The organism is Sphingomonas sp. (assembly GCF_048595155.1).
GTDB lineage: Bacteria > Pseudomonadota > Alphaproteobacteria > Sphingomonadales > Sphingomonadaceae > Sphingomonas_I.
The window spans coordinates 119952-134733 of sequence record NZ_JBMDXN010000101.1; the positions used below are offsets into that span (position 1 = coordinate 119952).

The 14782-nt window shown below is 64.6% G+C and carries 14 protein-coding genes; 5 read left to right on the forward strand and 9 right to left on the reverse strand.

What is annotated here, in order from left to right; genetic code table 11:
- The first annotated feature begins 1 nt into the window (after position 1).
- The 3 genes from ACOJSI_RS15440 to tgt all read left to right on the forward strand — a co-directional run bounded on the left by ACOJSI_RS15440 (position 2) and on the right by tgt (position 2660).
- On the forward strand, positions 2 to 877 hold the full coding sequence (locus tag ACOJSI_RS15440; RefSeq protein ID WP_420139188.1) for a 2-dehydropantoate 2-reductase: 876 nt from the start codon (positions 2 to 4) through the stop codon (positions 875 to 877).
- A gap of 24 nt (positions 878 to 901) precedes the next feature.
- On the forward strand, positions 902 to 1441 hold the full coding sequence (locus ACOJSI_RS15445) for an adenine phosphoribosyltransferase (RefSeq protein WP_420139189.1): 540 nt from the start codon (positions 902 to 904) through the stop codon (positions 1439 to 1441).
- A 73-nt stretch (positions 1442 to 1514) separates the two neighbouring features.
- Positions 1515 to 2660, forward strand: coding sequence for a tRNA guanosine(34) transglycosylase Tgt (gene tgt / locus ACOJSI_RS15450; RefSeq protein WP_420139190.1), 1146 nt, complete (start codon positions 1515 to 1517; stop codon positions 2658 to 2660).
- Between the two features lie 7 nt (positions 2661 to 2667).
- On the opposite strand, the gene gltA is transcribed toward tgt, so the two are convergent.
- Positions 2668 to 3948, reverse strand: coding sequence for a citrate synthase (gene gltA, locus ACOJSI_RS15455; protein WP_420139292.1), 1281 nt, complete (start codon positions 3946 to 3948; stop codon positions 2668 to 2670).
- Between the two features lie 14 nt (positions 3949 to 3962).
- A complete protein-coding gene (gene gltX / locus ACOJSI_RS15460; RefSeq protein WP_420139293.1) occupies positions 3963 to 5405 on the reverse strand; it encodes a glutamate--tRNA ligase in 1443 nt (480 codons plus the stop codon).
- 100 nt (positions 5406 to 5505) lie between these two features.
- Here gltX and ACOJSI_RS15465 point away from each other — a divergent pair, with 100 nt between their 5' ends.
- Positions 5506 to 7656 (forward strand): ComEC/Rec2 family competence protein, encoded by a 2151-nt coding sequence (locus ACOJSI_RS15465; RefSeq protein ID WP_420139191.1) that lies wholly within the window; start codon positions 5506 to 5508, stop codon positions 7654 to 7656.
- Positions 7657 to 7675: 19 nt separating this feature from the next.
- On the opposite strand, the gene ACOJSI_RS15470 is transcribed toward ACOJSI_RS15465, so the two are convergent.
- The 7 genes from ACOJSI_RS15470 to ACOJSI_RS15500 are packed head-to-tail and all read right to left on the reverse strand — an operon-like array spanning position 7676 to position 14031.
- The gene (locus ACOJSI_RS15470) at positions 7676 to 9352 is read right to left on the reverse strand and encodes an FAD-dependent oxidoreductase (protein WP_420139192.1); all 1677 of its coding nucleotides are present in this window, start codon (positions 9350 to 9352) and stop codon (positions 7676 to 7678) included.
- A gap of 9 nt (positions 9353 to 9361) precedes the next feature.
- Positions 9362 to 9991 (reverse strand): peptidylprolyl isomerase, encoded by a 630-nt coding sequence (locus ACOJSI_RS15475; protein ID WP_420139193.1) that lies wholly within the window; start codon positions 9989 to 9991, stop codon positions 9362 to 9364.
- A 17-nt stretch (positions 9992 to 10008) separates the two neighbouring features.
- Complete coding sequence (locus tag ACOJSI_RS15480; protein WP_420139194.1) at positions 10009 to 10437, reverse strand: DUF1810 domain-containing protein; 429 nt, start codon at positions 10435 to 10437, stop codon at positions 10009 to 10011.
- Entirely contained in the window at positions 10430 to 10999 is a 570-nt protein-coding gene (locus tag ACOJSI_RS15485; protein ID WP_420139195.1) for a DNA-3-methyladenine glycosylase, read from the reverse strand. Before ACOJSI_RS15485 ends, ACOJSI_RS15480 begins: the two co-directional genes overlap by 8 nt.
- A 58-nt stretch (positions 11000 to 11057) precedes the next feature.
- Complete coding sequence (locus ACOJSI_RS15490; RefSeq protein ID WP_420139196.1) at positions 11058 to 12296, reverse strand: dipeptidase; 1239 nt, start codon at positions 12294 to 12296, stop codon at positions 11058 to 11060.
- On the reverse strand, positions 12187 to 12702 hold the full coding sequence (locus tag ACOJSI_RS15495) for a MarR family winged helix-turn-helix transcriptional regulator (RefSeq protein WP_420139197.1): 516 nt from the start codon (positions 12700 to 12702) through the stop codon (positions 12187 to 12189). The genes ACOJSI_RS15490 and ACOJSI_RS15495 overlap by 110 nt, the downstream gene beginning before the upstream one ends.
- A 12-nt stretch (positions 12703 to 12714) precedes the next feature.
- Complete coding sequence (locus tag ACOJSI_RS15500) at positions 12715 to 14031, reverse strand: M20/M25/M40 family metallo-hydrolase (RefSeq protein WP_420139198.1); 1317 nt, start codon at positions 14029 to 14031, stop codon at positions 12715 to 12717.
- A 168-nt stretch (positions 14032 to 14199) separates the two neighbouring features.
- Here ACOJSI_RS15500 and ACOJSI_RS15505 point away from each other — a divergent pair, with 168 nt between their 5' ends.
- Complete coding sequence (locus ACOJSI_RS15505; protein WP_420139199.1) at positions 14200 to 14772, forward strand: SRPBCC family protein; 573 nt, start codon at positions 14200 to 14202, stop codon at positions 14770 to 14772.
- Positions 14773 to 14782: the final 10 nt, after the last annotated feature.

Consider the following 14782-nt stretch of genomic DNA (forward strand, 5'->3'; position numbering starts at 1 on the left):
AATGCCGACGCGTATCGCCATCATCGGTCCCGGCGCCATCGGCGGCAGCGTCGCCGTCTGGCTCGCTCAATCGCAGGGTCTGGAGGTGACGCTGTGCGCGCGTACGCCATTCGAACGCCTCGTTGTCGAAACGCCCAACGGGACGATTGAGGCGAAGCCCGAAATCCTGACCCAGCCCGCGCAGGCGAACCCGTTTGACTGGGTCTTGATCGCTACGAAGGCTTATGATGCCAGCGGGACCGCCGCATGGCTGCAGGCGCTGGTCGGCCCAACAACGCAGGTTGCGGTGTTGCAGAACGGCGTGGAGCACGTTGCCCGCTTCGCGGCGGTGGTTCCGGCAGACCGGATATTGCCCGCGATCGTCGATATACCGGGTGAACGAAGCGCACCTGGACGTATTCGTCAGCGGCGTCTCGGCACGATCGTCGTTCCCGATGGACCAGCTGGTGACGCATTCGTACGCCTATTCGCCGCGACACCGATCGCCGTCGCGACCAGCGATGATTTTCGGACTGTTGCCTGGACCAAATTGGCCTTCAATTGCGCGGGAGCGATCTCTGCGCTGGTAATGAAACCCGGCGGTGTCGCCTGGCGTGAGGGCATCGCCGATATTCAACGCGCCATGGTTCGCGAATGTGTATCCGTCGGCCGTGCCGAAGGCGCCCACCTTCCGGAACACCTGCCCGACATTGTCATCGACAAATATCGCGAGGCACCGCGGGATTCGATCAACTCGATCCATGCCGATCGGGCGGCCGGGCGTCCCATGGAACTGGATGCCCGCAACGGCGTCATCGTCCGCCTCGGGCAGGTTCACGGCATCCCGACCCCGATCAATGCGACGATCGTCGCCCTGCTGGAAGCCGCCGCAGAATGAGCTTTTTCTTCTTGGAGTGCTGCAATGTCGCTGGACGCTGATCTTCAGGCGCTGGTTCGCACCATCCCCGATCATCCGAAACCCGGTATCCAGTTTCGGGACATCAGCACGCTGTTGCTGGACGGCCCCGGCTTTGCCGAGGCGATCGATCGGATGGCCGCGTCCATTGCAGGGGAGGGGACGCAGTTGGTGGCCGGCATCGAGGCCCGCGGCTTCGTCTTTGCCGCCGGGCTCGCCTACAAGCTCAAATGCGGTCTGCTGATGCTCCGCAAGCCCGGTAAGCTGCCTGGCGCCCGCATCGGCGTCGATTATGCGCTGGAATATGGCACGGACCGGCTGGAAATGCACGCCGATGCCTGTGGCGAGGGCATGCGCGTTGCGTTGGTCGATGATCTCATCGCCACGGGTGGAACCGCGCTGGCGGCGGTCGAACTGCTGCGCCAGGCGGGCGCGGTGATCGATACCGCGACCTTCGTTATCGATTTGCCCGAACTGGGCGGCGCGGAGAAATTACGCGAGGCCGGCGTCACGGTGCATCACCTGATCGAGTTCGACGGACACTGAGCGGATGCGGCACGCGCCGCGTCGCTCTGACCCGTGCTTTCCCCTCGTCCCGGCAGCCTTTAAGCGACCAGCTATGACCCCTCGTTTCGACTTCACCATTCACGCCACCGACGGCAAGGCGCGCACCGGCGCAATCGCCATGAAGCGCGGCACCATCCGCACCCCCGCCTTCATGCCGGTTGGGACCGCCGGGACGGTGAAGGCGATGCGGCCTGCCGAAGTGCGCGACACTGGTGCCGACATCATCCTCGGCAACACATATCATCTGATGTTGCGGCCGGGCGCGGAACGCGTTGCCAAATTGGGCGGGCTCCACGCCTTTTCGGGCTGGGATCGGCCGATCCTGACGGACAGCGGCGGCTATCAGGTGATGAGCCTGTCCGCGCTCACCAAGCGCAGCGAAGATGGGGTTGCGTTCAAGAGCCACCTCGATGGCTCCACCCACATGTTGAACCCCGAACGCTCGATCGAGATCCAGCGGCTGCTGGGGTCGGACATCGTGATGGCCTTTGACGAACTTGTGCCCACCACCTCGACGCCAGAGGTGCAATTGGCGGCGATGGAGCGGTCGATGCGCTGGGCCAAGCGAAGCCGGGCGGCCTTCGACGCGGGCGGCGCACATGCCGAGGCCGCGGCGATCTTCGGCATCCAGCAGGGCGCGCTGGACGAGCGCCTGCGCAAGGCATCGGCCGATGCACTGCTCGATATCGGTTTCGACGGCTATGCGGTCGGTGGTCTGGCAGTCGGCGAGGGGCAGGAGGCGATGTTCGCCTGCCTCGATTTCGCGCCGGGCCAGCTTGATCCGGCCAAGCCGCGCTACCTGATGGGAGTCGGCAAGCCGGATGACATTGTCGGCGCAGTGGAGCGCGGGATCGACATGTTCGATTGCGTCCTGCCGACCCGCTCAGGCCGCAACGGCCAGGCTTTCACCTGGGATGGCCCAATCAATATGCGCAACGCCAAATGGGCCGAGGATCTGGCGCCGCTCGACCCGCAATCACCGATCGGCGGGTGGAGCATGGCCTATCTTCATCATCTGACGAAGGCGGGAGAAATGCTGGGCGCGATGCTGCTCACCCAGCACAATCTGTGGTTCTATCAGCAGGTGATGGCTGGACTGCGTTCGGCGATTGCAGCGGGGCAATTGGCCGATTGGGCCACCGAATTCCGGGCGCGTTATTATCATGGGCGTCCCCCGGCCGCAGCCGGGGAACGCTAAGCCGGGATCAGCGCTGGGCAGCGGCCACGTAGTCGCGCTGCGTGGGGCCCGTGTACAGCTGGCGCGGGCGACCGATCTTCTGGTCGGGGTCCGAGATCATCTCGTTCCACTGCGCGACCCAGCCGACCGTGCGGGCCAGCGCGAACAGCACGGTGAACATCGTCGTCGGGAAGCCGATCGCAGACAGGATCACGCCCGAATAGAAATCAACGTTCGGATAGAGCTTCTTCTCGATGAAATAATCATCCTTGAGCGCGATCTGCTCCAGCTCGCGCGCCACGTCGAAGATCGGATCCGTCACGCCGAGCTTCTCCAGCACGTCGGCGGCGGTCTTCTGCATGACCTTCGCGCGCGGATCGAAATTCTTGTAGACGCGATGGCCGAAGCCCATCAGCCGGAACGGATCGTCCTTGTTCTTGGCGCGGGCGATATATTCCGGGATCCGATCGACCGTGGCGATCTCGCGCAGCATGTTCAGGGCCGCTTCGTTGGCGCCGCCATGGGCCGGGCCCCACAGGCAGGCGATGCCGGCCGCGATGCAGGCAAACGGGTTCGCGCCCGACGAACCGGCAAGACGCACGGTGGAGGTCGACGCATTCTGCTCATGATCGGCATGCAGGATGAAGATCTTGTCCATCGCATCGACGATCACGGGATCCGGCACATATTCCTCGGCCGGGACCGAGAAGGTCATGCGCAGGAAATTGGCGGTGTAGGACAGATCGTTCTGCGGATAGACGAACGGCTGACCGATCGAATATTTATACGCCATCGCCGCGATCGTCGGCATCTTCGCGATCAGCCGGTGCATCGCGATCATGCGCTGCTGGGGATCGGTGATGTTCGTCGAATCGGGGTAGAAGGCGGATAGCGCACCGACGACGCCGACCATCACCGCCATCGGGTGCGCATCGCGCCGGAAGCCGCGATAGAAGGTGGCGAGCTGCTCGTGCAGCATCGTGTGACGCGTGATCGTCGACGTGAACGTATCGAGCTCGGCCGCGGTCGGCAGCTCGCCGTGGATCAGCAGGTAGGCGACTTCGAGGAAACTCGAATTCTCGGCCAGCTGATCGATCGGGTAGCCACGGTGCAGCAGCACGCCGGCATCGCCGTCGATATAGGTCAGGCCGCTTTCGCAGCTCGCCGTGGAGGTGAAGCCCGGATCGTAGGTAAAGGCGCCGGTCTGACCGTAAAGCTTGCGGATATCGATGACGTCGGGCCCGGTGGTGCCCGAAAGGACCGGATAATCGTAATCCTTGCCCCCGATGCTGATCGTGCTGTCGGCCATTTCACTCAACTCCATCAATGTTCCGCCGCCAGATCGATCTGATCCGAAAGCCGAGCCAGGCTCTCCTCGCGACCGAGGAGCGCCAATACGTCGAAGATGCCGGGGGAGGTGGTCCGGCCGGTCAGGGCGGCGCGCAGCGGCTGCGCGACCTTGCCAAGGCCGATCTGGGCTTCCTCTGCTACCTCGCGGATCGCGGCCTCGAGCGCGCCTGCGCTCCAGTCCCCGACGGCCGCGAGAGCGTCCCGGGCGCGCGCCAAAAGCTGGCGAGCGCCGTCCTCTAGCAGCTTCGCCGCGGCTTCGTCCACGTCGATCGGGCGGCTGCGAAACAGGAAGCTCGCACTCTCCGTTATCTCGTTGATAGATTTCGCTCTCACCTTCAAAAAAGGCATGGCGCGACGCAGCAAATCAACGTCCATTTCGGACCGCTTCGGACTGGTAGCGCTACCCATTTTCGCGGCGACCAGCTCCGCCAGCCGGGCATCGTCTGCCTCACGCAGATAATGGCCGTTCAGATTCTCCAGCTTCTTGATGTCGAACCGCGCTGGCGCCCGGCCGACGCCGTCCAGATCGAACCATTCCACCGCCTGATCGCGCGTGATGAACTCGGCATCGCCATGGCCCCAGCCAAGCCGCAGCAGATAATTGTTCACCGCTTCCGGCAGCATGCCCAACTCGTCGCGATAGGCATCGACGCCAAGAGCCCCATGGCGCTTGGACAGCTTCGCGCCGTCCGCACCATGGATCAGGGGGATATGGGCATAGACGGGCTCGGCCCAGCCCATTGCGCGAATGATGCCCATCTGACGGAAGGCATTGTTCAGATGATCGTCACCGCGGATAACATGGGTCACCCCCATGTCGTGATCGTCGACCACCACCGCCAGCATGTAGGTAGGTGTGCCGTCGGACCGGAGTAGCACCATGTCGTCGAGTTCGGCATTCTTGACCGTCACCGGCCCCTGTACGCGATCCTGGATGGTCGTCTCACCTTCCTGCTCGGCACGCAGCCGGACGACGAAAGGCTTACCCTCCTGATCGGGGCCGGCCACGCGATCGCGCCAGCGCCCGTCATAGCGCATCGGCTGCTTGGCCGCGCGCTGCTCGGCGCGCATCGCCTCCAGTTCCTCGGCGGTCGCATAACACCGATAAGCCGCGCCGCGATCCAGGAGCGCTTGCGCCACTTCCGCGTGCCGCGCGGCGCGTGCGAATTGGTAGACGACATCGCCGTCCCAATCGAGGCCGAGCCATGTCATACCGTCGAGAATCGCCTCGATTGCCGGCTGGGTCGATCTGGCCCGGTCCGTATCCTCGATGCGCAGCAGGAATTTGCCGCCCATATGCTTGGCATAGAGGTAGTTGAACAAGGCAGTCCTCGCCCCACCAATGTGGAGGAAGCCGGTGGGGGAGGGCGCGAACCGCGTCACGACCTCGCCGCCAGAAGCGGTGCTTGCGCCCAAAGCGCCTGTCTCCCAAGCTGTGTCGGCCATGGCCGATGAAATGGTGAGCGCCCCTAGCATAGCCCTTCGGAGCCCACAAACGGGCCGAGCGCGTATTTCGATGCATGCTCGTCGACTAGCCGGGCATATTGAGCTGTGGTTGGAAGCCGAGCGCGACCAACTGCCCTTATGGCTGCCGGTCGGCATCGCCATTGGCATAGCGGCTTGGTTCGGCTTGCCGGACGCACGCGCCTGGCGCGCCTTCATGGTGGCGGGCGGCATCGGCGCCGTGCTGGCTTTCTTTTCGGCGCGGGGCGGCCGGGCAGGTCGCGCGCTGTCTTGGCTATTGTTCGCGGCCGTGCTCGGCTGCGGATTGGCCTGGGCCCGGAGCGAGCGCGTCGCGGCGCCGGTCCTCGGGCGCCCCGTCGTCGTCACCATGACCGCCAAGGTCAATGCCGTGGCAAAACTGCCGGCCAAGGAGAAGATCCGGCTGCTGCTGGCGCCCGAGGCGCAGCCGACCCTGCCACCGCAGGTTCGCGTGTCGCTGGACGAGAAAGAGGTACCTTCGGGTATTGCGCCGGGTGCACGTATCGCGGTGCGGGCGCGCCTTGTGCCACCGCCTCCGCCGCTTCTGCCGGGCAGCTACGATTTCGCGCGGGTCGCCTGGTTTCAAAAGATCGGCGCGACCGGCAAGTCGCTCGGCCCAGCAAAACTGGTCACGCCCGCGCCGGGCGGCGGCGGGTTCATGGCGTGGCTGGGGGCACAACGCGCGCGGCTGACCGCGCATATCCAGAGCCGGCTGGCGGGCAGTCAAGGCGGTGTGGCCGCGGCCTTCGTGACCGGTGATGTCGGTGCCATCAATGAGGCGGATACCGAGGCGTTTCGCCAGTCCGGTCTGGCCCATCTGCTCTCGATCAGCGGCCTGCACGTCACCGCCGTGATCGTCGCGACGATGCTGCTCACGTTGCGGCTCCTGGCCCTGTCGCAGCGGCTCGCCTTGCACGCGCCCCTGCTGCTCATCGCCGCCGGCGCCGGCGCGCTGGCTGGCATTGGCTATACCTTGCTGTCCGGCGCCGAAGTGCCGACAGTCCGCTCCTGCGTCGCGGCATTGCTGGTCCTGGCGGGTATCGCGCTGGGGCGCGAGGCGATGACGTTGCGTCTGGTCGCCACCGGCGCATTGATCGTTCTGCTGCTCTGGCCCGAGGCGCTGGTGGGACCGAGCTTTCAGCTCAGCTTCGCCGCGGTAACCGCGATCATCGCCTTCCACGAACATCCTCGCATGCGCACCTGGGCCTCGAAGCGCGAAGAAGGATGGCCGCGTCGCCTGTTGCGGGAGCTAGGGGTTCTGTTGGCGACCGGTCTTCTCGTCGAATTCTCGCTGATGCCGATCGCCGCCTATCATTTCCACCGCGCGGGTCTCTACGGCGCTTTCGCAAATATCATCGCGATCCCACTCACAACCTTCGTCATAATGCCGCTGGAGGCATTGGCGCTCCTTCTCGACAGCGTCGGATTGGGTGGCCCGATCTGGTGGCTTACCGGCAAGGCGCTGGCCCTCCTGATCGGTCTGGCACGGCACGTGTCGGCTCTCCCCGGTGCGGTCGCGGCGCTGCCATCCATGCCGCTCGGTGCCTTTCTGTTAATGGTGGCCGGCGGGCTATGGATCGCATTGTGGCGAACGCGGATGCGGCGCATCGGCATGATCCCGCTGGCGCTGGGCGCCGCCTGGGCGCTGGTGACGCCGCCGCCTGACGTGCTGATCACCGGGGATGGCAAGCATCTTGCGGTGCGGACGTCGGACGGCGCGCTCCACCTGCTGCGCCCGCGCGCGGGCGATTATGTGCGCGATCAGCTGGGGGAGGGCTCCGGCGTCAAGGCGGAGGCGCTCGATCTTGACGTTCTTCCCGCCGCTCGCTGCACGCGTGACGTGTGTCTGGCAGCAATCTCGCGCGGCGGCCGCGCCTGGCACTTGCTCGCGACGCGCAGCCCGTACATGCTGGATTTGGATCAGTTCAAGACGGCCTGCGCCTGGGCGGATATAGCCGTGAGCGATCGGCGCCTGCCGCGCACGTGCGCACCCCGCTGGTTGAAGCTGGATCGAACGATGCTGGCGCAGACAGGCGGCGTCACGATCGATCTCACGCGCGCAAAGCTGCGCACGGTGCGCGGCGACGATCGCCACCCCTGGAACCTCCGCTCGTCGCAATTGCCCATGCCCGAGCCCCGCCGCACACAATCGGATCGTATCAAAAGAACGACGATAAGTCGCTGACCGGGCAGGGCAAAACCACCTAGGCCGACGTCGTCTCCGCACCGAGATACGCATGGATCTGCGCGATCACGGCGGCGCCTTCACCGACAGCCGCGGCGACGCGTTTGGTCGATCCGCACCTTACATCGCCGGCAGCAAACACCCCGCGGCGGCTGGTCTCCAACGGCGCGGCGCCATTTTCGCCCGTCTTCACGAAGCCCTTCGCATCCAGATCCACGCAGCCGTTCAACCACCCCGTGTTGGGATCCGCGCCGATGAACAGGAACAGGTGGCTTATCGCGCTATGATATTCCGATCCGGTCGAGCGGCAGCGAAAGGTCACACCCTTCAAGCCGGTCGCGCGGTCCCCCTCCAGCGCCACGACTTCCTTGCCGATATGCAATTGCACGTTCGGCAGCGCCGCGATCCGGTCGATCAGATATTTGGACATGGTTTCTTCGAGCGGGCGGCGCACGACCATGTGCAATTTCTCGACCTGCGGGGCCAGGAACACGGTCGCCTGGCCTGCGGAATTACCGCCGCCGACCAGCGCCACTTCCTCGCCTGCACATAATTTGGCCTCGATCGGAGACGCCCAATAGGAGATGCCGGCGCCTTCCAGTTGATCCAGCTTGTCGATTTTCGGGCGGCGATAGCGGGCGCCGGAGGCGATCACCACGGTGCGCGACCGGATGGTCGTGCCATTGTCCAGATCGATCTTGAAACCGACCTCCGCTTCATCGTCGCAATGGAGATGCTGGGCCGACATCGGTATCGCCAGTTCCGCGCCAAATTTGGTTGCCTGGGTAAAGGCGCGCCCGGCCAAAGCCTGGCCGGAAATTCCCGTCGGAAAGCCCAGATAATTTTCGATCCGGGCCGATGCGCCCGCCTGCCCACCGAACGCACGCGTATCGAGCACCAGCACCGACAAACCTTCGGACGCACCATAGACGGCGGTGGCAAGGCCGGCAGGGCCGGCCCCGGTGACGACGACGTCGTAAATCTTGTCGGGTTCCAGCTCGGGCGTCATGCCCAGGCACAAGGCCGCTTCCGCATCGCCTGGGCGCTTCAGCACCGTCCCGTTCGGGCAGATCATCAACGGCAGATCGTTCGGTTGAACCGCCAGGCGCTCCATCAATTCGCGGCCTTCGCCCGTCTCCACGTCGACCGTGGAATGGGGATAGCCATTGCGCGTGAGGAAGCCTGCCAATCGAACCAGATCCGGATCTTCCTGGCGGCCCACCAGGATCGAGCCGACATTGTCGGCGTTGATCAGGCCTACGCGCCGCAAGATGAAGGCGCGCATCAGCAACTCGCCCAAATCGGCGGAACCGATCAGCAGAGCGCGAAGGTGTGCGGCGTCGAACGGTACCGCAAGACAGCCATCTTTGCCCGCCACACCGGCGGCAAGCGAGGCGCGTCCGCCAAGCTGACTGATTTCCCCGGAAATCTGTCCGGCATGATGCGTGACCACCGCCGATTCATGACCCAGGCCGTCGCGGCGTACGACATCGATCGACCCTTCCAGAACCAGCCAGGCGGGCGCGTTGCGCGCGCCCACCGCGAACATCTCGGTGCCGGGTTCGAACCGCTGCGGCTCTCCGCTGGCGAAGCGGCGCGCTGCTTCGATCTGCGCCGCCGTCAGCGTCGGGAACATCTGTTCCCCGCGTCCCCCAAAATCCGGCCCGGATGCCTCTGCGGGTGGTACGTCCCCCATTCTAACCTCTCAGCTGACGCGACGGGCGCTTAGGATGGTGATCTTCGGCTCCAGCATCTGCCCCTTCATGATCCCTTCGCCCGCCGTCGGCGACGTAGGGGAGGCCAGGATCTTGTGCACGACGTCCATACCCTCCACGACATGGCCGAAGGCGGCAAATCCCTGATTGTCGCCCGGCTGATCGGGCTTCGCGTCCAGCGCGCTCATATCGCCGATGATGATGAAGAAATCGCTCGTTGCGGTTCCCGGCGCGCCCCGTGCCATGGAAATCGCGCCGTCGGTATTGCTGAGGCCCGTCTTCGTCGTGGGTTCGTGCGGGATCGGCTTCAGCACGCGCTTCGGATCGTTGCTGGCGCCGCCCTGGATCAGCCCGAAATTGGGAGCCACCGGGTCCGCCCGGTAAAAGGAGGTGCCGTCATAGCGCTTCTGATCGACGTAGCGCAGGAAGTTGGCGGACGTGATCGGCGCCCGCTCGGTCTCCAACTCGACCGTGATCGTGCCGGCGGTAGTCTCGATCGCGACGCGGGCCGTGGCCGGCTTGGTGGCTGGGGCAGGCGCGGTAGCCGGCTCCGGCGCGGGCAGTTGCGCTAGGGCCGGCGCAGCGAGAAGGCAGAGGAGAAAAGCGATTCGTCTCAGCATCTCCTAGCCATAGCGCATCACGCGCGACGGAGAAGCGTCAGCGTAGCCTCATCCTCCTCTCCCCCAAACCAACGGTCCAGAGCGGCGGTGACGTGGGCATCGGCGGGATCGGCGGCGTGGAACAAGGTAAGCGACGATCGAAACTTCATCGCATCCAACGCGCCGAACACATGCTCAGCATCGATGCTGGTGAGGCTGCTCAATGCATCCAGACATTGATGAAGCCGCATGCCGAGGATCGGATGGTCCAGATAGGCCCGTGCTTCATCCAGTGAGCGGAGCGCATAATGTTGCGCTGTAGAGCTCCGTCCCAAGCCGGCGATTTGCGGGAAAATGAACCAGATCCAGTGGATGGTCTTGCGGCCTCGCTGCAATTCGCCGAGCGCAATCGTGAACATGTCCGCCTGCGCGGCGAGAAAGCGGTCGAGATGGAAGGCGTCATCCATCCTTGGGGAACGCGCGGCTGAGGAAGGGCGATCCGCGCGCGCCAAAGCGCCAAGGATGATCGATCGCCTTGCTGATGCCGATCCGCGGCCCAACGACGATGTCCGCCTCATTTCCCAGCGTAAGCGCGAACGGCGCTTGGTCGAGCGGTGCGCCGTCCAGGCGTCTGTCGATCGACAATGCCTGAGCGAGCTTGCCGGGGCCGCTGCACAACTTCCGTGGATCAGACAGGCCCCGTCGTGCGATCATCGTCTCGATGCCCTGGGTCGGCGCGATCGCACGTATCAGCACGGCGCTGCCGGGATGCACGCCGCCGACGAAATTGAGGCACCAATGAATGCCGTAGATCTTGTAGACATAGGCGTGGGCGACCGGTCCAAACATGGCCAGGTTGCGGCCGCGCGGCCCGCCGAAGGCGTGGCTGGCGGGATCATCCACGTCATAGGCCTCCGTCTCGACGATGGTCCCGCCCGCGCCGTCGACGAGAAGCTGGCAACCGATCAAAGCGCGCGCCAGATCCACCACGGGCTGCGTCCAGAAGGCGGAGGGCGGGGCTTTGCTCATCACTGGTCCCTGCACGATCGAAACATGCTGGGCGAGCATTACCTGCGGACCGTCCCGGTCAGGAGCGTGTCCACGTCTGTCGGAAAACCCGACGGAAATTCTCGCCCAGGATCTTGTCGATGATCCGAGCAGAATAACCTTTCCGCCGCAGCGCGTCGGCGATCACCGCATAGCGATCAGGCCGGTTGAGGCCGATCACGAACGGCGGCGGCCCCTCTCCGGGGGCGCCGACGCCGGACGCCTTGCGTCGTGCGATATCGGCATCCCAGGCCTTCATGCTCTCTGGCGAGGTATCGAACGGTGTCAGCAGGCCGTCCGTGCCGATCCCCACATGATCTTCGCCGCACACGTCGAGCGCGTGGATCAGGTGCGCCACATAGTCGTCCAGGACCGGCTGCGCCGGGGCGGGGACCAGGAACGCGAGCTCGTATATGCCGATGACCCCACCAGTGTCGGCGAGCGCGCGCATCAGCGTGTCCGATTTGTTGCGCGGATGTGGATGGATGGCGGAACATCCGGCATGCGTGACAAGCGTGGATTGGCGCGATGCGGCGATCGCCGCGATGCTGGACAATTCGTCGCTGTGGCTCAGGTCGATTGTGACGCCCAGGCGGTTCATCCGATCGATCGCTTCGCGTCCCAGCGGTGTGAGCCCGGTCGCTTGCGGTGCCAGTACGCCGGAGGCGAAGGGTGACAGCGTGTTGTAGCTCAGCCCCATCACCAGCACCCCGGCCGCGCGGAAATGGTCGATATTGGCGATCTGACCTTCCAGCATCGCCGCCGCTTCGAACGAATAGATTATGCCGATAGCGCCTGACGGCACGGGTGCCAGATCCTTCGCGGTAAGGACTTGCCTGAACAGATCGGGGTTACGCGCGATACCCTTGCCAAGGTCGGCAATCTCAGCCTGTGTCTCGACCTTGCTCTGATTGCCGCTCCCGCCCAGCGTCATCTTGAACGCGGTGAGGCCAGATGCCCGCACTTGCGCGACTGTAGCCGCATCCAGAGGCGTGTCGGGATCCAGCGGCGCGACGAGATTTCCATCTATGACAGGCGCAGCGGATCGTCCGGCGCGTCTCGCGTGACCGGGCAGGGCGACTCCAGCAATGGCCCAAGCCCCAGATTTCAAAAGCGTTCGCCGGTTCATCGCCACCCCCTGAACGGAAAGCAGCAAACTACGTAGGCGCCTACGTATCGTCAATTTCGCTTTCGCGATCCGCGATACGATCCATGATCCGGTCGTACATTGATCGGCGTGCCAGCGCATCGTCGAGGCGATCGAGCAGGCGCACCACATCCTGCGCCTCCTCGTTCAACTCTTTCGCGACCAGGTTGAAATCCTCCCACAGTGGGGCGAGCCTATCCCACAAAGCATGGCCTTGTTCGGTCAAGGCCAGCATTCGGCGCCGGCCATCTTCCGGCGCGGGCCTATTGGCGATGATGCCGGCCTTTTCCAGCGAGCGGCGAGCTTCGCTGACCGACGCATGCGAGATGTGCAGCGCCGTCGCGATCTGCCCTACCGACATCGGCCCGTTCGCGACCAGCTGCCGCAACACGCCATACCAGCGTTGTTCAAAGCGTATGCCGTGCTCGGCATAGATACGCGTGCCGTCGCGATCGATCCTTTCCGAAAGGCGGCGTAGCCGCGCCCCGAGCGCTTCGCCGCCGAAGGTGCGGCTATAATCCTTGGATGCGTCCGACATGCTGGCTACGCATCAGCGCTTGCTGCCGAGCGGCGGTGCAGGGGGGACGCCGCCGAACGTGACAAGGCTCTCCGCTCCATTCACTGCCAGGGCGGAGACGCCGAAAAAGGTGTCGTCGATATTCACGCGGCGCAGATCCGCCGTCGTCGTGCCGGCTGGGACATCCCGTTGATCGGTCCAGCTTGCCCCGTCCGCACGGCGCCAACGAATGCGGTAGCCAGCCGCGCCGGCAACTGGCTCCCACGCGACATGGGTGTCGTCGCTCAGCGCGCCGGCAATCGTCACCCTGGCTGGCGCGGCCGGAGCGGAGGCCAGTTGCCGCAGTAGAGCGACGTTCAAAGCCGTGACCTTGGCCAGATAGGGAAAGTCCACCCACTCGATCGTGTCGCCATAGACGCGACCATTCTCGGTCCGCAGGGACTGGTGCTGCCGATCATAATTCTCGGTCGCTTCGGAGAAGCGGATGGCCGGGTAGTCCGCTTCCAGGAACGGTATATGGTCGCCGCCGCGCTGGAACCTGTCCGGCCGCCGCACGGCCAGGACCTGCAGTCCGATCTCGCGATGCGCGTTTGCCTGCATGACGGCAGCCTTGGCCAAGGCCCGCGACGGGCTATCATCTTCGGCACCCGTTGCGCGTTGCTGCTTCAGCCCGTCGGCATCGGCGGCCGTGCGGATGCCTTCGCTAAATACTCGAACGCGATCGGTGATATGCTCGCCGCCAATGCCGTGCGTGTTCCCGACAATGTCGTTGTTGAGTACGGCCGCCACCTTCCAGCCGCGCGCCTTGGCCGTGTTCGCCAGCAGCTTGCCGCCCCATAGTCCCTGCTCCTCGCCTGATAGGGCCGCATAGACGATCGTCGCGGCGAACTTCTCACGCGAAAGCAGCCGCGCCGCTTCCAGAACGAGGGCGACGCCGGAAGCATCGTCATTGGCGCCAGGCGCATCGCTGGTCGCATCCATCACATCGTTCACGCGGCTGTCGATATGCCCTTGAACGATGATGACCCGATCGGGATCGCCGACACCCTTCTGGATGGCGATCACATCTTCCACCCGCACGCCGTCTGGGGCGCGTGGCCCGGTAAAGCGATCACCGATGGTTTCGACTGTCAGGCAAGAGCCGCACTGCCGCCCCAGGGAGGTGAATTCGCTTGCCACCCATCGCCGCGCCGCGCCGATCCCGCGAGCGGGATCCGTCGTCGTCGACAATGTATGCCGCGTGCCGAAACTCACCAGGTGAGACACAGACGCTTCCAGTGCCTTGGGGCTGGGCGCAGGCGCGGCGGCTATCAGCAGGAAAGCAGGTATCAAATGGGCGATCTGTCTCATGACGGTACATTGCGGCGGCTTCCCTCTATCGGCAAGCGGTCGGGCTAACTTGCGTTAGTTCCTCGACTTTTTGTCTCATTGACGGACCGGTTCGCGGTGTTGAGGCGGAACCGCGACCGCCCCGACTGGTTGATGACGGCAGAGCCCAAGACAATTGCAGGAGCGGAAATGAGCGCCCCCGACAGTATAGACGCGCCGGCAACTGCCGCGCGCGACGGCGACGTGCGCACCAGCGAAGCGCCGCGCGATGAGAAGACCGTCATTGCCTCGGTTGTGACCATCGCGAAGCCTGCCCAGGAACTTTACGATTTCTGGCGTGACTTCTCGAACCTGACGAAGGTCATGGAAAATATCGAGCGTATCGATGTCCATGATCCGATCCGCTCGAGCTGGATCGTCAAGGCCCCCGGCGATCGCATGGTCCAGTGGGATTCGCTCGTCACGGCGGATGAACCTGGCCGACTGATTGCCTGGGAATCGGTCGAAGGCTCGGAAGTTCGCAATTCCGGCAAGGTCGAGTTTCACGAGGTGCCGGACCGGGGCACGGTGGTGCGCGCGGTCATCGCCTATGATCCGCCGGGGGGCGCGATCGCGCAATTCTTTGCCAAGCTGTTCCAGCGCGAGCCGGCTCTGCAGTCCCGCCGCGACTTGCGCCGCTTCAAGCAATTCATGGAGACGGGCGAGATTAGCACGTCCGCGCGGACCCGCGCCCAGGCGACCGATCTCCCGACCGCCGCCTAACCGAACCTCA